The sequence below is a fragment of the [Mycoplasma] gypis genome (assembly GCF_016924775.1).
In the GTDB taxonomy this organism is placed as follows: Bacteria; Bacillota_I; Bacilli_A; order Mycoplasmatales; family Metamycoplasmataceae; genus Metamycoplasma; species Metamycoplasma gypis.
Genome location: NZ_JAFFTD010000004.1, coordinates 11,501 through 32,666, shown reverse-complemented (window position 1 = coordinate 32,666; position 21,166 = coordinate 11,501). Strand labels below are relative to the sequence as shown.

General features: G+C 29.9%; 13 protein-coding genes. All 13 read right to left on the bottom strand.

Features of this window, described 5'->3' with window-relative positions:
• The 13 genes from mnmG to JV175_RS03025 all read right to left on the bottom strand — a co-directional run bounded on the left by mnmG (nt 1) and on the right by JV175_RS03025 (nt 20,942).
• Nucleotides 1-1,824: a tRNA uridine-5-carboxymethylaminomethyl(34) synthesis enzyme MnmG gene (gene mnmG, locus JV175_RS03085; RefSeq protein ID WP_205499518.1), complete on the bottom strand. Its 1,824-nt coding sequence runs from the start codon at nt 1,822-1,824 to the stop codon at nt 1-3.
• The gene (gene rbfA, locus JV175_RS03080; protein WP_205499517.1) at nt 1,817-2,155 is read right to left on the bottom strand and encodes a 30S ribosome-binding factor RbfA; all 339 of its coding nucleotides are present in this window, start codon (nt 2,153-2,155) and stop codon (nt 1,817-1,819) included. Before rbfA ends, mnmG begins: the two co-directional genes overlap by 8 nt.
• On the bottom strand, nt 2,148-3,959 hold the full coding sequence (gene infB, locus JV175_RS03075; RefSeq protein WP_205499516.1) for a translation initiation factor IF-2: 1,812 nt from the start codon (nt 3,957-3,959) through the stop codon (nt 2,148-2,150). Before infB ends, rbfA begins: the two co-directional genes overlap by 8 nt.
• Nucleotides 3,926-4,216, bottom strand: coding sequence for a YlxR family protein (locus tag JV175_RS03070; protein WP_205499515.1), 291 nt, complete (start codon nt 4,214-4,216; stop codon nt 3,926-3,928). The genes infB and JV175_RS03070 overlap by 34 nt, the downstream gene beginning before the upstream one ends.
• Before the next feature lie 3 nt (nt 4,217-4,219).
• A complete protein-coding gene (gene nusA / locus JV175_RS03960; RefSeq protein WP_205499514.1) occupies nt 4,220-5,860 on the bottom strand; it encodes a transcription termination factor NusA in 1,641 nt (546 codons plus the stop codon).
• An 8-nt stretch (nt 5,861-5,868) separates the two neighbouring features.
• Complete coding sequence (locus JV175_RS03060) at nt 5,869-6,300, bottom strand: LSm family protein (RefSeq protein WP_205499513.1); 432 nt, start codon at nt 6,298-6,300, stop codon at nt 5,869-5,871.
• 86 nt (nt 6,301-6,386) lie between these two features.
• Nucleotides 6,387-7,601 (bottom strand): variable surface lipoprotein, encoded by a 1,215-nt coding sequence (locus JV175_RS03055; protein WP_205499512.1) that lies wholly within the window; start codon nt 7,599-7,601, stop codon nt 6,387-6,389.
• The gene (locus JV175_RS03050; RefSeq protein WP_205499511.1) at nt 7,601-8,914 is read right to left on the bottom strand and encodes an ABC transporter ATP-binding protein; all 1,314 of its coding nucleotides are present in this window, start codon (nt 8,912-8,914) and stop codon (nt 7,601-7,603) included. Before JV175_RS03050 ends, JV175_RS03055 begins: the two co-directional genes overlap by 1 nt.
• A gap of 3 nt (nt 8,915-8,917) precedes the next feature.
• Entirely contained in the window at nt 8,918-10,102 is a 1,185-nt protein-coding gene (locus JV175_RS03045) for an ABC transporter ATP-binding protein (RefSeq protein ID WP_205499510.1), read from the bottom strand.
• Nucleotides 10,103-10,109: 7 nt separating this feature from the next.
• Entirely contained in the window at nt 10,110-11,138 is a 1,029-nt protein-coding gene (locus JV175_RS04445) for an ABC transporter permease (RefSeq protein WP_205499509.1), read from the bottom strand.
• On the bottom strand, nt 11,138-12,193 hold the full coding sequence (locus tag JV175_RS04440) for an ABC transporter permease (RefSeq protein WP_205499507.1): 1,056 nt from the start codon (nt 12,191-12,193) through the stop codon (nt 11,138-11,140). Before JV175_RS04440 ends, JV175_RS04445 begins: the two co-directional genes overlap by 1 nt.
• A 3-nt stretch (nt 12,194-12,196) precedes the next feature.
• Nucleotides 12,197-15,610 (bottom strand): ABC transporter substrate-binding protein, encoded by a 3,414-nt coding sequence (locus JV175_RS04435; RefSeq protein WP_205499504.1) that lies wholly within the window; start codon nt 15,608-15,610, stop codon nt 12,197-12,199.
• Between the two features lie 7 nt (nt 15,611-15,617).
• Nucleotides 15,618-20,942 (bottom strand): PDxFFG protein, encoded by a 5,325-nt coding sequence (locus JV175_RS03025; protein WP_205499502.1) that lies wholly within the window; start codon nt 20,940-20,942, stop codon nt 15,618-15,620.
• Nucleotides 20,943-21,166: the final 224 nt, after the last annotated feature.

Sequence of the window (21,166 nt, the reverse complement as noted above, 5' to 3'; positions counted from 1 at the left end):
TTATTTGTATTTTTGATTCATGTGAAACATTAGCATTTGAATATCGGCTGGATTAATTCCACTAATTCTTGAAGCTTGTCCAATTGTTGTTGGACGAATTTTTGAAAGTTTTTCTTTAGCTTCATAAGCTAGATTATCCACTTTAAAATAATCAATATCTTCAGGAATTTTTAATTCTTCTAAACGTTTCATTTTATTTGCTTGAGTTTGTTGTTTTTCAATATACCCATGCAGTCTAACGTTTATTGCTAATTCATTTGAATACTCAAAATCACCAACAACATCTTGTGGATTTACTTCAGGACGAGCAATAAGTTTTAAGAAACTTATTCCATTTTCCACATTATATTTTTTACCTAATTCTGATATCGAACTTACGAATGTATTTCTTAATTCTTCAATTTTATCTTCAATTTTTTGATATTTAGCACAGATTTCTTGATATCTTTGTTCACTTATCATTTTATTTTTATAAGCATAAGTACCTAAACGTTTGTCCACATTGTCATTACGCAATAGTAAACGATACTCAGCACGTGAGGTTAGCATTCTATAAGGCTCAGCTGTACCTTTAGTAACTAAGTCATCCACTAAAACGCCAATATATGAATCGCTTCGATCCAAGTAAAGAGGTTCAGTGTTTTGTAAGTAGTTTGCAGCATTAATTCCAGCAATTAAACCTTGTGCAGCTGCTTCTTCATAACCACTGGTTCCATTAGGTTGTCCAGCACTGAAAAAACCTGAAATTAATTTAGTTTCAAGATTGCGTTTTAAATTAAGTGGATTAATTGCATCATATTCAATTGCATAACCATACTTTTGCACACGTGAATTCTGTAACCCAGGAATTGTTCTAATCATACGATCTTGTACATCAACTGGCATTGAAGTAGAAAGGCCATTGATATACATAATATCCCCACGACTTGTTTCAGGTTCAAAGAAAATGTGGTGTCCTATTTTATCAGGGAAACGTACGATTTTATCTTCAAAAGAAGGACAATAACGTGGGCCACGACCTTCAATTAAACCTGAATACATACTTGATTTATCAAGATTTTCTTCAACAATTTTCTTTGTCTCAGCAGTTGTGTGAGTTAATCAACAAGATGTTTGTTTATCTAGTTTTTTGCCACTTCAGCTTGAAAATGAAAGTTCATTTTCTTCTAGTTGTTCTTCTTCAACTTGACTAAAGTCAATTGAGTCTGTGTAGATACGACAGGGTGTTCCGGTTTTTAAACGTTGTAAATTAAAACCGTACTTAGCAAGATTTTTACTCAAATTAACATCTGTCTTTTGCCCGTCAGGTCCTGATTGTTTAACATCTGAACCTTGCAAAATACGACTGTTCATATATACACCAGTAGTCATAACAGCAGCATTTGCACTGATGTTTCCATTATCTTGAGTTACAACCCCTTTTAATATATTATTTTTGTCAACGATTAAATCAGTAACAACATCCTCGATTAACGTAATGTTGGGTTGTTTTAAAATATCCTCTAAAATAATTTGACAGTATTTATCTTTATCAATTTGTGCTCTCAAACTTCAAACAGCAGGTCCTTTTGAAGTATTTAGTAATTTAATTTGAATCATGGCCAAATCAGCAAAATACCCTTGCATTCCTCCAAGGGCATCGATTTCTCGGGTAATAATACCTTTTGCTGATCCACCAATTGATGGGTTGCATGGCATCATAGCTAATTTAGTTTTATCTAAGGTAATTAAGGCTACATTTAGATTTCTTTTTGCAAGAGCATAAGTTGCTTCAATTCCTGCATGACCCCCACCAATTACGATGGCATCAAAAGTTTTATTCATTTTCTTTTTTGATTTCTGAAAGAATTTTTTCGATTCTTTGCGCTTTTGGTTCTACAGTATCAATTGAAAACACTAATTCTGGAACTTTGTAATATTTTCAGCTTTTTGCTACAACACTACGAATAAATGGTGTCATTGCTTTCAATTTTTCAAAGTATCTTTCACGATCCTTAAAAATTGTTACAAACACTTTTGCGTGTTGGTCATCGTTTGATAATACCACTTCATTAACTGCAACATTGGTTACATCGAAGTCTTTTAATTCATATAAAGCACTACTTACTAATTGATATAGTAAAGATGCTTTTCTTTCGTGGTTAATATTATTCATCTTCTACTAAAACATCCTCATAAAATTTTAATGTATCATCTACTATAATATTATCAAAGTCTTTGATATGTGTTCCAAAATCAAAGCCATTTTCGACGATTTTGACGTCATTTTTTTCTCTTTTTAAAGAATCTATTACACCTTTGTAAATTACTTTACCTTTTCTAATAACTTCTACTTTAGCATTTGCTTTAACTTTTCCACTCATTACTTTAGATCCAGCAATGTTTCCAACCTTTGAATAGTAAAAGATTTGTAGCACTTGTGCTTCACCTAAAAATACTTCTTCATAGACCGGTTCTTTTAGACCTTTTAGACGAGCGTTTAGTTCATCAACAATTTTGTAAATAACATTATGTTGTTTGAAAGAAACATTTTTTTGCTCTGCAAATGATTTAACTGATTCATCAATTTTTACATTGAAACCATAAATAACTGCGTCGCATGTTGAAGCAAGCGAAACATCGGCTTTAGAAATATCACCAGTTGATGCTTGAATAACATTAACAATAGCTTCGTCATTTGCTAATTTTGCAACAGTATTTTTAACCGCTTCAGCAGTTCCTTGAACATCTGTTTTGATGATTAAATTAATAACTTTTAAATCACCTTCATTATTAATTAAAATATTTTTTTCATTTAATTCTTTTTGTTTATCTAAGAATTTCTTTTCTTCAGCTAATTTTTTAGCGTATTTTTCATCACTAATTCCCACAAATTTATCTCCAGATTGTGGGTTTTTATTTAGCCCAGTAATTACGCAAGGGCTTCCTGGTGTTGCTTTTTCAATTGGGTTTCCTTCTGTATCAGTTAATGAACGAATTTTCCCATATTGAGAACCAGCAACAATAAAGTCACGAGTTAATAAGGTACCATTTTCAATAATTAGAGTCGCAACAACTCCTTTACCTTTGTCAAGACGAGATTCAACGATTGTTCCAATTGCTTCACGGTTGAAGTCAGCTTTTAAATCAAGTAATTCCGCTTGTAAAAAGATTGCTTCAAATAATTTATCAATTCCTTGGTCTTTTAAAGCTGAACCATAAACAAATTGAACATCTCCACCTCATTCTTCACAAATAATGTCATTTTCAGAAAGTTGTGATTTAACTTTTTCAACATCAGCATGTGGTTTATCCATTTTATTAACAAAAACAATAATTGGAACATTTGCGGCTTTTGAGTGAGCAATTGCTTCTTTTGTTTGAGGTTTTACACCATCATCGGCAGCTACAACAAGAACAACAATATCAGTTACTTTTGCACCACGTGAACGCATTTCAGTAAATGCTTCGTGGCCTGGTGTATCCAAGAAAGTAATTAATTCTTTATTATACTCAACTTGATAAGCTCCGGTATGTTGAGTTATACCCCCAAATTCTGTATCAATAACATTTGATTTTCTAATTCTATCAATAAGTGTTGTTTTACCATGGTCAACATGTCCCATAACAGTAACAACAGGTGGTCTTTTTGATAAATATTTTTCATCAACATTTATTTTTAAAGAATCTACAACATTTTGAGCATTGATATTTTCACTTTTAACAAAGTCATAATTGTATTCTAAACATAGTTCTGCTATTTCTTCTTCTGTTAATGCTGTATTTAATGTTTTTGCAATTCCTTTTTTAAAGAAACCAATAATAATATCATTTGGTTTTACTTTAATTGCTTGTGCAAAGTCCGCAACAGACATAGGTCCTGTAAAACGGAAAATTCCATCTTCTAATTTAGTTTCAGAATTTTCTAAATGTGTTTTGATGTCTTCTAAATTTGATTTTCTTTTCTGTTTTTTAGCCATTCTAGCACCTCTTTTTCTAATTTATTGTGTATTTCTTGATTAACATTTGTTTTGAACGCTCGACTAAGTAGTTTTTTTTGAAAACATTTTTCAATGTGTTCTTCGCTATCTAAACAATAAGCTCCTCTGCCACCCTGGTTTTGTAAGGGATCAAAAACAATCATCCCATTTTTTAATCTAGCAAATCGAATCATCTTATTGGCTGAATAAATTTTTCCATCAATAAAATTTTTTCTTAAAATATTATCTTTTTTCACAGTTTATTCTCAATCAGAATCATCTCATTCGATGTCATCTAAATCGCCAACAAGATCCTTATCTGCTTTGAAATCTTTCATTTTGGTTTGAGTGATTTTTTCGTAATCCTCTTTTTTAATTCTTGAGTATGGATCTTCGTCTTTTTGAGTTTCAACTTCAGCTAATTTTGCATCATCAGCATTTTCAACTTCGTCAACATATTTTTTGAAATCTTCATCACTAAATAGTGGTTCATTTGACATTTCAAAAAATCCTTTTTCAAAAGCTTCTGTGTCAAAATTATTCATTTCTGACTGAAATTCAGCAATTTCTGAAGCCAAGATTCCATCAATATTGATGTCTTCAATTTTCTTTGATGGTTTTTTAGGTAATTTTGCTTTTGGACTTTTACGTAATTTTTGTCCTTCATCCAATTTTTGAATTTCTTCTTTAGTAATATTACCTTCTCATTTCAGTTCAATACCTTTTTCCATTGCTTCTGTTTGTGATAAGACATTGATTTTTGCGTTTGTTAATTCAACTGCTAAAACAACATTAATACCTTTTTTACCAATTGCTAATGTGTGTTGACGATCTGGAACAATAACATCGAATGATTTTGAATTTTCATTTTCTGTATATTTTTCAATTACATCAATAACTCTTGCAGGTGTTAAAGCGTTCATAATGTATTTTTTAATATCTGGATTTCAAGCAAGAACTTCAATTTTTTCACCTTTTAATTTGGCTTCAATTTTTTGAATTCTTAAACCATCTTGACCAATCATTGTTCCTACTGGATCAATTGTGTCAACATATTCATCAGATGTTTTTACTGAAATTTTTACTCTTGTTCCATATTGACGAGCAATATCAACAATTTCGATTAATCCTTGTTCTAATTCAGGAATTTCATCACGTAAAGCTTTTTCTAAAAGAATTTTTTCAGAGCTTGAAACAATAACTTGTGCTCCTTTAGATTCTTCTTTAACTTCGCTAATAACAACATCTAAAATTGTTCCTGTTGGAATATTTCTTAAATTAGCTGCATTTTTTGGCATATAAGCTTCTGCGCCATCTTCTAAAACAAATAAATAAGCTCTTGGGGTTTTTACTTCAAGTTTAGCTTTAACAATTGCTCCCAACATTTCAGAATATTTTGAAAAGACTTTTCTTTTTTCGTATTCACGAATATTTTGCAAGAAAAGTGAACGCATTTGTGTGTATGTTTTTCCTGAAAATCTTTCAAAATCAACTTCTTGACTTACAATATCATCAATTTCTGCATCAGGATTTATTTCTCTAGCTTCAGAAAGTGGAATTTCAATACTTGCTTCGTAATTATCTTCTTCACCTTGTTTTTTAGGTAGCGGATCTTCGATAACTAATTTTGCATGGTTAATTAATCTGAATTCATTATTGTCTTCATTAAAAATGAATTCTAAATTTTCTTCAGCATCTTCATTAAATTTTGCATGGTTAATTAATCTGAATTCATTATTGTCTTCATTAAAAATGAATTCTAAATTTTCTTCAGCATCTTCATCAAAATTCTTTTGAAAAATTTTAATGATTGAATCTTTAATCATTTCTTTAATATCTTCCGATGAGATACCTTTTAAATTTGATAAGTCAGATAGTTTTGAATAAAAATTATTTGACATGAGTTCTCCTATTTTTTAATATCGATAACTTTTTGAATTTCTAAAATATCTGTGTCGAGAACCAATATTTTTTGCATTCTCCCTTTATTGTTTTTAATTCCAAAAAGTCCGTTTTCTTTTATTTCCAATAATTTAATAACAATTTCATATTCATCTTTATATGGTTTTGATAATTTCAAGGCAATTTTTTGTTCAATATATTCACTTAAATCAGCTTTTGTAAGATTTAAATCAATCCCACTTGAATAAATATCTAAACAAAACTCACCTTCATCATATAAATCCACAATTGTGTTAATTTTTTGGCTTATCTCTGTGATGAATTCGAAATCGTGGCTTTTCAATTCAATTTTTAAAAATTTACCATCTTCATTTTTTTCTCAGTATATTTTTGAAATTTCTGTTGAAAAGTTTTCTTTGATTTTGGTTACTAAGTCCATATTACTCCTTATTTATGTAAAAAGAGCAACCACCTTGGTGGTCGCCCGTTTTCTTTAACTTTTAAGGCTTTTTAATTATAACACTTTTAAGCATTTGCGTTTGTAATTGCTTTAACGGCTTCAAATGATCTTTCAAAAGAAGCTGGTTTTTTAGAAGGAACACCTGTTAAAGTGTTTTCAGAATCATTAAATGAGTATAATCAGTCGTATGATTCTTGAGTTAAGATACCATTATATGTAAAGTAATCTAATGTTGCCATTAATCTTGAAGCAAAAATTCATTGTGTCATACTTCCGCTCAATAATGAAGCACGAATACGTTTTCTACCTTCACCTGGTATTGGTTGTGTATCAGGAGAATATAGTTTTTTGATTGCTTCTTCTTTTAATGCTCTAAATTTATATAACATTGTTTGTTGTTCCGATGTTAAGATAAGTTCTTGTCTTGGTTCAACAAATTTTGCTGCTAATCTTGTTGAATCTCTTCTTGGATGAAATCTTGCTGATAAAAAGCTATCATCGGTGTCTAATATTGATTTTGCATAAACACTTGATCTTAATGAATAATTAGAAACAATTGATTGGTATAAGCCTGGCACTTCAACTTCTGTTGTGAATACTTTATCAATTGCTTGATTATTTTCAACAACTTTATAACTTACAACTAATAAATCACCTTTTACTTGATATTTTAATTGATTATTTACTGTTCCATCTTCGTTTAAAGGTGTGTCTGGATTTGCTAAAACTTGATTTTCTGCTAAAGCATTTTCTTTTAATTGTAAAACATTTTCTACAATATTTTCTTTTTTTACAGTAGCTTTAACATAAATATTGTTATTGTCAGCGTCTTTGAAAATTGGTCATCATCCTCTTGAACCCATATATTTTACAATCATTTCTGGGTTTGTTAATTGCAATACGTTTCAATAACCTTTTTTAAATCCTTTAATAGTTTTTGAATATTCTTTTTCAACAACTTTTTTGTTATCTAGTCTAATTGAAAGTTTGTAGTGAATTATAGCTGAATTACTTTCTGGGTGTTTTTCTATGCTTAGAAGTGTAAATTCAATATTATCTTTACTTTCAGGAAGTCCAAAATCACTTTCTTCGTTAATTGATTCTAAATATTCTTCAGCAGTATTTTTTGAATTAACTGTTGCTGATGCGTTAAATGAATCAGAAAACACATCTAAATCTTTTTTTGCTTCTTTATTATCGTTGTCACAAGCTGCTGCTATAAAGGGAACAGTAGCAACAGTTGTACTTAATACTGAAAGTCCTAATAAAAATTTTTTCATTATTTTTCTCCTTTATTTCATCTCTGAAATTCTTCTTTTGTCGCCAGAACAAAATGGTTATCATTTACCTTGATTCATTCTGGTTGATTTGTTTCTGAATAATCATGCATATTGGAATCATATACATAACCTATCAAACTTCCTTGTTTTGAATCAATAGAAGGCACAGCTTCTAATAATGATCTAGTATAAGGGTGTTTTGAATTATTCATAATTTCTTCAGTCTTACCAATTTCTAATAAAACACCTTTATTCATAACAACGATACGGTCTGAAATATATTCAACCATCCGCAAGTCATGGGCGATAAATAAAATTGTTAAGTCATATTTTTCTTTTAAGTCGTTAAAAATATTAACAACTTGAGCTTGAATAGAAACGTCTAATGCTGAAATAGGTTCATCAGCAACCAATAGTGTTGGACGTAAAACTACTGAACGAGAAATACCAATCCGTTGTTGTTGTCCACCAGAAAATTCAAGTGGATAACGGCGTAGGACAGATTCATCTAATCCAACACTTTTTAAAATTTCTTTAACAAGAATTTTCTTAGCTTCTTTTTCAGTCTTTTTATCAGCTTCTAATCTTTCATTTTTTCGTGTTTTTAAAGCTTCTAAGGCTTCTTGTTCATTATCTGCTAGTAATTGTTTAGCAAAATCTTCATAAAGAATTTGAAACGCTTCTTCTGGCGGTAATTTAATGTCTTTATTTAATTTTGCTAGTAATTCCTTATCATATTTTTTAGTATTATTTATTTTTTCAAATACTACTGCAAGAGTTTCTGAATCAACTGCGTTTTGATAAATAATTTTTGAATTTTTCGTATTATTTAAACCTTCTGAAACAACTTCTTCAACGTTTACGTGTGGGTTAAGCGAGTTAGCTGGATCTTGAAAAATCATTTGAACTTTGTTAACCATGAATTTTTCAATTTCTTTATATTCTTTTAAAGCTTTTCCAACTTTAAAACCCCTAGTCATTTTTTTAGGTAGTGTTTTATCTAATAATTTAATTTCACCAAAGCTGTGTGGAATCAGTCCTACAACAGCTTTACCAATTGTACTTTTTCCAGAACCAGACTCACCAACTAGTCCTAAAACTTCACCTTTATAAATGTTTAAATTTAAATCTTTAACTGCTTTAAATGCTTTTGAACCTGAACCATAAGTAATATCAACATGTCTTAATGTTGCTAAAAGTTCTTTGTTTTCATTGTTTTCAAGCATTGCATCCAAACCATCAACATCAAATCTTATGTGGTCTTCTTTTTTAAAAAGTCATTTACGGTGTGTTTCTGTATAAAACTTCTTCATAAATTAATTTTCTTTGAATTCCTTTCATAGTTTTTGAATTAATGCAGGTGGTTGATATTCGGGTGCTCTTTCATCTAAAAGCGCTGATTTAACACGATGTGTTTCACTTACTCAGTAGAAATTAGGTTCTTCAACAAAATCAATATCCAAAGCATAATCATTACGGATTGCAAATGCATCTCCAACAATTTTGTTTAAGTTCGAAGGTACTGAACCACGAATTGTTGATAATCTTGAACCTTTATTAACATCGGGCATACTCATGATTAATCCTCATGTATATGGGTGTTGTGGATTTTTAAGAATTTCTCTTGTTTTTCCTTCTTCAATGATTTGTCCTGCATACATAATTGAAATGTAATCCGCAATCGAAAAAGCAACAACACCAATGTCGTGTGTGATGAAAACAATTGATAATTTTAGTTTTTGTTGTAGTTCTTTAATAACATCTAAAACTAAGGCTTGAACAGTTGGGTCTAGGGCAGTAGTTGGTTCATCCATGACTAAAATTTTAGGTTCTAAAGCAACAATCGCAGCAATAACAACCCTTTGAATCATCCCCCCACTCATTTCATGTGGATATAGATTCATAACTGCTTCTGGATCATTAATTTTTGTTAATTTTAGGAATTCTATTGCTCTGTCTCAAGCTTCTTTACGATTTTTAACGATCTTGTTTAGGAGCATTCCTTCCATAATTTGTTTTCCAACTTTCATTGTCGGATTTAGTGTTGACATTGGGTTTTGGAAAACAGCTGAAACAACTCTACCACGGTAGTGACTTCTTTCTCAATCTCTAAAGCTAAAATGTTCAACATTATTATTGTAAAGCTTTACTTCACCGCTATCAATAACGGCGTTATCTCCAGTTAAACCATATAAAAGTGATGTGATAACACTTTTACCAGATCCTGATTCACCAATAATAGCGTGAACTTTTCCTTCATAAATTTTTAAACTTGGGTTCCGTAGAACTTTATTTTTTTGTCCTGGTACCGCTGGGTTTGTAAATGAAAGATTTATATCCTTAATTTCAGCAGCAACTTTTAATTTTTCACCATCTTTTAATTCAATATATTCTGTATTCTTGAAAAATTCATCTCAATCAAAAGATTTTTGAGTGTTGTGTTTAAATAGTGATTTAATTTTTCAATTTTGCATTTTTTCTTTAAATTGAATCTTTTTCATAAATCTCCTATCTTTGTCTTCTTAAAGCTTCTTGAACACTTGAACCAATCAATTGAACACTGGTTGTAATTAAAATCAAGATTGATGAAGGAACAAAAACATATCTTAAGTAACTTGGGAAGTTTTTTTGCCCTTCTGAAATTAAGTTTCCAAGAGTTGAAATGTCATCAATTGAAAGCCCAATGAATGCAAGTGATGTTTCAGCAAGAATAACTCCTGGAATTGTGAATACTAATTGAGTAATTAAAATTGGTAAAATAACTGGAACATAGTTTTTAAGAATTTTTCATGTTGGTGTACCCAGTACTTTTGAAGCTGATACTCATTCAAAATATTTCGCTCTTTTTACTTGAGCACGAATTTGGTTAGCCATCCCTGTTCATCCAGTCAGAGAAAGTGAGAACACAATTACTCAAAAACTTGGACTTACAACAACGGTCATTAAAATAAGAATTAAAATTGTTGGAACTACTGAAATAATCTTGATAAAGAATGTCATAAATTTATCAAAAACATCAAATTGACCCATCATGATTCCAATTGAAACACCGATGATAACTTCTAATAATGTAACCATGAAGGCAAGGGCTAATGAATATCTTAGTCCGTGTCATAATCTTGCTCATAAATCACGACCTAAATCATCAGTTCCAAAAAAGTGATAAACACCGTTTGAATCAGTTGTATTAAATGTTAAGAAACGGTTGTTTGTGTCTTGAAAATTAGGATCAAGAGTAAAGAATGGAATAACTAAGGCAAGAATAATAAGTATAAATAGAATCAAGAATCCTACTACTCCACCAAAGTTTTTAGAAAAACGATAAACAAACTCTTTAAAAATCTTTGCTTGTGAACCCATGTGAATATCACTTTGATAATCAAAGGCTTCACCAATCATTTTTCATTTTTTATGATTAATTGGTTGTAAAAAGGAAATTGGTGCATCTTGAACAGTTGCTTGGTTTGATTCACCTAATTCTTGGTTTGAACGCATTTTTGCAATCTTATTATTTAAATATTGTTTAAATTTACCCATTATTTTCCCCTTCTTCTAATACGAGGATCAATAGCTTCATAAAGCATATCACGTGTTGCATAAGAAAGAATTGTTAATAGCGAGAACATAACAATTAAGAATAAGATAACGTTATAGTCTTTTGTTTGAATTGCTTGTAATAGTGTTGCCCCAGAACCAGAAATAAAGAAGATTTGTTCAATGAAAATACTTCCAATGAATGAACCGAAAATAACGGCTGGGAAAAATGTTGCAATTGGGAAAAGTGATGGTTTTAAAGCATGTTTTCAAACAAATTGCGATTTAGAAAGACCTTTTAAATAAGCAAATTTTGCATGCACTGAGTTTAGCTCACGATTAAGTTCAGTTCTTATATATTTAATATAAACAATAATGCTTCCTAGTGAAAGTGCAAGACCAGGTAAAATGTAAGTTGCAAAATCTTTTTGATCAAAAATATATGGGATACCGATTTCTCTTCCGATAAACACCAAAATCAATGCAAAAATGATTGAAGGTACTGAAGAAAATACTGAAACAAAGAATGTTGAAACGTTATCAATTAATTTTCCTGGGTTTTTTCCAACTCAGATTCCTAAAGGAATTCCGATTCCAATTGTTAATAAAACTGAGAAAATTCCAACTAAGAATGATTTATAGAAACGAATTCAAATAAACGAGTTAATTTCCTGTGACGGGAATAACGATAATGAAATTCCAAAATCACCCCTTAGTAAGTTGGCAAGATAATTTAAATAACGTTTAATTAATGGTAAGTCTAGACCATATTTAGCTTCAACAGCTTTTCTTTGTGCTTCATCTAACCCTGCTGTTAATTGATTTGAACCTGGCACTAAATTAATTAGGAAGAAGGTTATTGTAATAACGATTCATGAGATTACTAAAAATTCAATCATTATTTTTAGAATTTTTCAAAGAATCTTTAACGCTGGTGAATCTACGGCTAATAACTTTTGTCAAAAAGTTAACTTTGTAGTTCTTTTATTTGAAAACTGAACAATGTTTTTGTTTACAACATAATTTTTTCCGTTGTAAGAATATTTTTCTTTTTTCAAAGCCTAACCCTCCCTTTTTCTTGGTAAATCTGATTTTGGTGGTCTTGTCATGTCGTATGCGTATTGTAGGTTAAATCTAAATAGTGAACTTACTCCACCTACTTTTGTAATTTCTCAGTTAGTATCAACTTCCATTAAAGAAATTACTGGAGCAGCGTCACGAATGACCTTTTCTAATAGTGCAATAAAATCAAAAATTTGTTCTTCGCTATGTCAACCATTTTTTAGGTCTTCATTTGTAAAGTTTCCTGAGAAGAAAGCATCTAATCTTGAACTATATTCAGATATTCCTTCTTCTGGTTTTTGATAAGATAAATCAATAAACTTTTCTCAATATAGATGTTTTTTGTCAGTTTCAATTCCTTTTTCAGCAAACATTCTTTCAACAACAGATGCAGTCATTTGTTCAATTTCAACATTACTAAACATTTGTCTTACGTATATGTTGAATAGTTTATTTCTTCTTGAAACCTTAATATTAACGTTATTTGTTAAGTAATATTCAATTTGGTGCTCAACAAATAATTTTGTATATGGATTTTTGCCTTCTAAATTCTGTGCAGGAATTTCATTAAAAATTGTGTCTGTGTATTTTTTGACAAAATCTGATTTTTCTGAACTTGAATTTGAATCGATTAATTTTTGTAAATCTTCATTATTTTCTTTTGCAACCTTTTCAATTAGTTTATTAATAACATCTTGATAAGGAGCAATAAAGTATTCTTTAGTTGCTTGTGGATTTTGTTGTTGCAATGCTTCTAAAACATAATTAGAAATATAGTCAGCGTATGTAAATGACCCAGTTGGATTGTTTTTGAATGCAATTGTTCTTTGTGATAATGAGTCAATTTCATCCGGTTTAAAGAATACTTGAACATAGTCACTTGGCGAATTTCCACCAAATCTATCATAGTTTTGATAAATAATGTCGTATTTACCCTCTTCAATAAATGAAGCAAATGTGTTTTCCGGTAAACTCTTAATTTCTACATTAATAAATCCATCTGAATAACGTCTTAAAATTTCTCTTAAGTATTGACCAGCTTTCTTTTGCTCATCAGTTGAGTTATTTAAAAATGTTAAATTAATTTGTTTTACATCTGGATGTTTTTGTTTAAATCTTTCAATGTAAAATTGTGCAGTTTCTGGATCAAATGTTATATCACGACGATTTGTTTTTTCAAATTTATATGATTTTGAAAGGTGAACAAAATAGTCATAGTTTTGAATATCAAATTCTTTTCCGTTTTTCGCTTTTGTTTTTTTACCATCAAAGAATAATTCAATGTTTTTTCCGTCGTATGTTTTGTAACTTCCAAAAGCTGTTCATGTATTAACTGGGAATGAAAAGTCTCAACCAACTGATTTAAGAACTTTTTCACGGTCAATTGCATAATAAATTGCATTTCTTAGATCTTGATCTTGCAATCAGCTCTGTGCATTTGTTTCATTATCTAAGTTAAATCCAAACGCGATTGTTCCATACCCATTATTTTTATTTAAATATTCTTTATATTCTTTATTTGATCAATATCCATTAATTTTATTGGCTGGTATGTATGCTTGTGATACAAAACCATCTTCAAATAATGTTGCATTAATTGTTTTATCAGTAGAAAATAGAATCTTAATTGTGTTAGAAATTGTATTTTCTGCATCATAGTAATCTTTATTTTTTGTTAAGGTTATGTGTCCTTGTGGACCTAAAACAATATCATTATCAGCAATAACAAAAGGACCTGTTGTTAAGAATTTTTTAGGATCTGATCCATACTTATCAATTCCACCGGCAACTGTTTCAATATATTGTCTATTTACTGGGAATAATCCAGGGAAGACGTGGTTTAATAAGAAAATTAAGTTTGGTGTTTTATTTTCATCAAATATCATTGTGAAACTATTTTCATCATATGCTAATGTTTTAATTTCACCTTCTACTTGATCTTTAAAGAATTGATAAGGATTTACAAAAGGATTTTTTACTAAATTAACTTTGTAATATTTATCAATAATATTATTTTTTTCAATTGGGTGGTAAGGAATTCTTTGTCTATTTCTTCCTAATTTATATTTTGTTTGTTTTGAATAAACAGTTTGTTCTAAGTTAAGGAATTCTTTTGATCTAAATTTATTTTCTTCTTCTGAAATAAAGTTTTTTAGATCTTTGCTTGAAGAACTTTTTTGCTTTGTTTCAAATTTATTTAAAAGCTCATTTAGATAATTTAATTTATCGTATGATCTTGATGATGAAATTAATGATTTTACACGATTTAAAAATTCTTTAACATCTTCAGTTACATTACCTGATAATAAAGAATTAACTTTTTGAGTACTTTTTTCAATTTCTTTTGAAAATTTTTGTCATTGTTCAGTAACAATACCAGTGCTTACTGATTCTACAACACCTTCTTCATTACCTAATCAATTAATCCCAAAGTTTTCTGGTAATTTTTTAAATTCTGAAACTTCTGCGTTTGTAAAATCTAAAAATACTTGTCCTGTGTAGAATCCAAATTTTAATGCTGCGTTTTTAATAGCTTCAACTTCTTTAGTATCTAAAGGTTTATTATTTGCATCATAAACTTGTGAGTCTCAAGAATATTCATCATAATTTTGTAATTTACGTGGTTTCCCGTTTTCTGTTACTCATTCTGAGTCGACATAACTTCTACGTCCTCAAGGATTTTTGTAGTTTTTATTGAATTTTTTCGCGTAATCTCTTTGGGCATCTAAAAATTCTTGAATCCCACGAATTCCAAATTTTTCAACATTATTTAGTTTTTGTGAACCTGTATTTAAATCAAGTACATATTCTAAATAATCTCTAAGATCTTGCGCACTGATGTAATCACCATTGCTTCATTGATTTGTTTTTTCATTAACAAACCCTGTTATCGCCATATAGTTATTAGTATTTTTTGGATTTCTAAATGCATAAATTGATGCTGATTTAGTAACGTCAGAACCAATTGATGGTCTTCCTAAAGCACCAAGTGTTTGATATTCATCTAGTGGTCAGAATCCACTACTTACTTCACCGTATCCTTCTTCAGCTCTTAATTTTTCTTTAATTAATTTGTAAGTGTCATCAAAATTAGAACTTGGTTCTTCAGTATTTGTTTGTTTCATAACTGACATACTGAATTTGTTAGTATGGACAGCGCTGGCTTTTAATTCTTTTGAAGGACCTTCTTTAACAAATGCATCAACTAATGAAGGAAGAATTTTATCTAATGATTTATATCTTACATAGTTTAGGTTGTTAATAGGTTCGCTAGTTAAACCTAAATCATAAGAACGACTAATTTCACCTTTGTCACCATCGTGGCCACAAGCAGCGGCAATAAAAGGCACTGCTGCTACCAATGAAACGATTGGACTAAGCAAAAGTAGGTTTCAAAATCTTTTTTTGTTCATTTTTCTCCTATCCTGTGATGTTAAATTGATAATCAATAGCAAGAATTGTTTTTCCTGTTAATTTATTATCTTTCTTTTCTGCAACCAATGCAATTGGTGATTGGTCTCTTGATTTTCCATTTTCAGCAAGGAAATCAAAACCTTGCATTGAAACATCTTGAATTGCTTTTTTGGTATTGTCGGCAAATTCAACATAATATGAATGTTTTGGTTTCAATAAAGTATTTCTATATTTAGCCATTAAAGCATAATCACTTAATCATGATGTGTAACCTAAATCTTCTAGTGTTACTTTTGAAGAAGCATCTCCTTGTCTTTCAAGGTAGAAAATATTGTTTGTTTTTGCAATATTGATTGAAACAAATTCTTTTTCACCTGTTTTTACATCAGTAAATTGTAAGAATTTTGCTTTTGTAGCTAATTCAGTAGGAATATATCCGTATAAAGCAACGGCATCAAATGTTTTATTTCTAAAAATTCCTGAAACTGTTCTTTGTCCAACTCCAAAGTTTTTAATTTGTGACATAAAGAACGCTTTTGGTCTTGAAGTAATTTTGTTGTCATTTAAGTCTTTAATTCTTATTGTTTCGTCTTGAACAGCGCTTCTATCATCGTTGTATAATTGCATTCCAATTTTTTCTTTTTGTCAACGATCTTTAAAATATCCATTATTTTTAGTTATGAATTTTCCAAAATATGAACTAGAAATATTTTGGTTTGAATTGAATTGTCTTACTCTAAATTCTTTTCCATTAGGGAAGATTTTAGCTTTAGCTTCATCATATTCTTTACTTCTTTTTGCAAGGAAATTTTGAAGGTTTGAAACGGCATTAAAGTAATTTAACTGATATTGTCTGTTATTTGGTTCTCTATCACTTTGTTCTTTAGTTTTCTTAATTGCTTCTTGTAAAACATCGACTTCATCTTGATATTTTTGATAAATTACTGCTTTTTCTTTTTCATAAGCAATCTTAAAGGCAACGTTTATTGAATCCACAACAGCTTTATTTAAACTATTTAAATCTAATAATGTTGACTTAATTCAGTCTACAGAAGTAGCGTCAACAACATAATCTAATCCTGTTGTTGCTTCATTTACATTTGTCATGTAATTTGGTAAATCACCAAAGTCTTTAGTGCTTGGAACATATGTTGTTTGCACGAAATCACGTGTTAATGTTTCAGCAATACTATAGATATAGTCAGTAAATTTATCAGCTGTTTGTGGTTCAATTCTTGAAAGAATATAGTTAATTACATCATCACTTGGTTTACCTGAACTAAATAATCCATAGTAAACATCTGATAAATAACCATTTGTGTTTCCCCAGTCTTTAAAGTAAAGGACTTGCCCTAAGAGAATATTCATATCTTGTGCGTCTAAGTTTGCGACATATTGTGTCCCAACTTCTTCAGTTATTTTTTTAGCAAACATATTTTGTAAGTCAAGTAAACTAAATAATAAGGCAGATGGGTCTTTTGCAATCATTTCTGTTTTTAAATCATCATTTTCAATATAACTATCTTTAAATTGTGGTGATAATATATCCATTCCATAATCTTTTGAAAGGATTGCACCATTTTTAAGTAATTCTGTTGCTGGATTGAAGTTTTTAGCCGCCATAAATAGATTTGAATTTCTAAATCTTTTCATAATTTCGTTAGCTAAATTTTGTTTTAAAGCAGTTATTGTATTAATATCATCACGATTTGTTTCATTTTCAAGTAATGATTTTTTGAATTTATCTAAATCAAATTTAGTTTCTACATAAGATATGTTTCAATTTCATGTTCATGTTTTGTCAGCATTAACAACATATTGAGCTTGTGAATAGTCGATTGAACTAAATTCAAATAAGCTTTTTAGGTTGTTAAATGTTGGCACTGTATATCTTGTTCCAACACTGTCTCTAACTTCTAACATTGTTAAACTTTGTGAAAAAGCATCATAAAATTTTGAATCTTGAGTTGCATACCCAGATGATCTTGTGTCAATTGCTATTCCTTCAATGTTGTTCAAAATTGAAGCAGTTGTTAGTGTTGCATTTGTTCCACGTGAAATCAATCTTTCTCCAGTATTTGGGTTTGGTTTTGAAACAAAACCTAAAATTGGATATCTAGCATTGTTTTGTGCATTATTAAAAATACCTGTATAACGTAATAATGCAAACGCTAATGATTGTTGTACCTTTCCATAAGGAACTGCTGCATGAATGTTTCTTGCGACCTCTTGCATTTGTTGAGATAGTTGATTTGAACCATTGTACATTTCTTTTAAGAAGGCTGAGTTTTCAACATATGGGAAGAAGTATTCGTTACTTCCGTTTTCGTCATTAAACGCTAAAACTTTTCCTTGATTTGAAAAGTATGGGAATCTGTATTCTTCACGATCATTAGCTTCTTGAATAGTGTATTGAATTTGTCTTTGTAAAAGTCTTAATTCAGCTTGAATATCACCAGCTAAACCGATTTTTTTTCAAGATTTTCTTGAAATTGCAGAGTTAGGGTCATCAGGGTTTTGTAAAACTCTTGAACCTGGTTCGTTTAGAGAAGGTAAAGAGTTAATTGGATCTTTATTGGTTTTTAAAGCTTCAATAAAATCGTCAGAAAATCCTGGTTGCAATAGAGAAGTAACTGTTGCATTTGCTTGACCACCAATGAATGAACTTCGATTATTTCATCCAGAATCATAATAATTTCTATCTACAAGTTCAATAATACTATCTTGGATTATTTTTTCTTGTGCTCTTAAATATTGAACGTCTTTGTCAGAAAGTGGAGTATTTAAAGGTGCGTTAATTACTGGTAATCCGTTTTTATCAAAAATGTTGATTTGATCAATAACTAGTTTGCCTTCAGAATCTGTATGTGACTCAAAAACTTTAATTGTAGCATTTCCATTTGCTTCAATATTGAATTTAATTCGTTGCCCTAAACCGTCTCTAACGTTGTCTAAAATCATTTTTGGAGTAACTTCAGCCAAGTTTGAAAGGTTTCCGTTTTCAACACTAAATACTTTTGAATTCCCTTGAATGAATGGGTTAAGTGTTCCTGAATGCTGATCAAAAGAGTTTGCTAAAAATAAATCTCTAACTTCTACACCACGAAGTTTAGCTGCTTTTTGCATTCCTTCTCAGTCTTGTAAGAAACGACGTTTTCCATTTGATAAAACATCTTTTGCACTAGAGTTTTTATTAGCTTTACCCCAAACGTCATCTTCTGATTCGTAAATAACATTTCCGTTTTCATCTTTTGGTGTTGAACCATCTTTGTTCAAGAAGATAAATTTTAAGAATGTACCTGTGTCAGAAGGTTCTCCAAAAGCATTTACTCTAATAAAATCAAGATTTGTTCTTGCTTCTAAATAGTTACGAAGCGCAACAGCTGAGTAAAATGATGTTTCAGAAGTTCCTGAACGTGGGTTTAAAGCACCGACAACAACAGCATTTTTAGAATCGTCAATCGCTTGGGTTCTCTCAAGTGTTAGATGGTGTCCATATTCGTGGGCAGCTACATAATTTAAGAAATCAGTAGAAATTCCTTTAAACCCGTCTACCAATGCTCCTAGTAAAAGTGGTAGTCCAATTCTATCAGTATCAGTTAAAGTTTTATATTTTCCTTCAACTAGTTTATATTCGTAAAATCCTTCATCATTGATTGTCTTTTCAATGTGTGGCCCAATTTTTTCTTTAAGAAGGTGTGGATACTTGTCGGTAATTTGTTTTAATAACCCTGGGTAAGCTTCGTTGTAAATTTGATATCTTCTCGCATCTAGATCAGGTAATTTGTTTCCGTTTTCATCACGAGCATTGACATCTACAGGGGTAATGTTAATTGTTACAGGATCAATTGAACCTTTATAACCCAGAGCTCTTTTTAAACTATTAAATTCCTGTTCTTCTTCTCCAAATAAACTTCTTGTAAATACAAGTTTTTTGGTTTCTTTCTCATTTTGAAGTTCTACAACAAAAATTGGAGCTTCTTTTTTCTCAACTGTCATGTTTTTAACATTAAATTTGCGTACATCAGAAGTTTTTAATTTTTTATCAGAATTTAAAGCTTCTAAAAGTGAACCGTAGAATCTGTTTTTATTTTCTTTTGTTACTACATAAATGTCTTTTGAAATATATTGGTCAAAATTATAAAAATCTAAAAAGCTCTTAAATTCATTTGATATTTTGGTAAATAAATCTAAAGCAATAGTATTGTTTTCATCATAAATTTCTTGGTTAAATGAAATCGAAAATTCTTTTTTATCTTCGGTATGACCACCAAGTCATAAAACTTTCACGGAATTATTAATATTTTCGATTGATACTTCTTCAATTTTAGCTTTTTTGAAATCGTTGAAAGTTTTACCTTCAAATCATTTTATTTTTGTTCTGAATATATTTAAATATTTTGAATTAAATTCTTCTTCAGTAGTATTTGCAGGAAGAACAATAACTTTTTGTGATGTAGAGCTTAAAGCACCATAGGTTGATTTTTGTTCATCAAGTAAAAGAATGTCTTTTCCAATAAGTTTTGAAGGTAAAGCAATTGTTGAATAAGATTCTAGGGGTTGATTATTTTTACCTAAAATGTTGCTATTCATAATTGCTGAAGCAGTAGGAATATTTTTTAAGAATAAATCTACTGTTTTTTTGTCTTCAAAATCTCTAAATAATGAATATGTTAATGAATCAGAAGAGTTTCCAGGTCCCCCTAATGTTGAATAAATAGGCATTGAACCAAAGAACGCATCAGGGAAGAATTTAATTTCACTTTCTTCTTTGTGTAATGTTGAGTGAGATCCAAGAGTAATCGAGTTACCATTTTGTTCTACACCTGGTACAAGTCTAAAACTATCCAGAGTTAATAAATCTGGACCTCATGAGACATTAGTAATAAATCACTTAGTAAATTCCACAAATTGTTTTGGTTTAACAGCTAAAACATACTCATCAAAAAAGTTAAATGAACCGTAAGTTACTTTGAAGATAAAAGATTCTTTATACTTTGCATAATATTCTTTAAAAAATGTATCAAAATCCATTTTGCGGTTTTTGTCACTATTTCATCAGAAATATACTTGTCCGTCTTTTTCGTCATATGAAGCTACTTCACTTGATTTTAAAGGATCAGTAATTGCAATAACAGGTTTTAAATTACCTTCTTCATCGTAAATGTCTTGGTAACGATTTGAAAAAGCTTTCGAATCAGTAGGAGCTACTTTTCCTTTCACTTCATCTGAGTTAGCAGCGTAACCAAACATCGAACCGATTGTTGCACCGGTTACAGCAGCAAGAATTCCTAGTGTAATTAGAACTTTTGTTCTTAGTTTTAATGCCATTTTTTCTCCTTATTTTTAAAGTTTCATAAAATAATAAAAATTATAACATAAAACGCAATTTTCAGTGGCGAGTAAACGTGTGAAAACAGCTAAAAAATGACCCAAAAAATATCAAGATTGTATTTTTTGTCTAAAAAATTGGTTATTTTGATTTTTTTTGCACAAAATAGTAGAAAAAATAGGTAAATATTAGTTATTTTTTTGCATTGTGGTACAATTGTAGA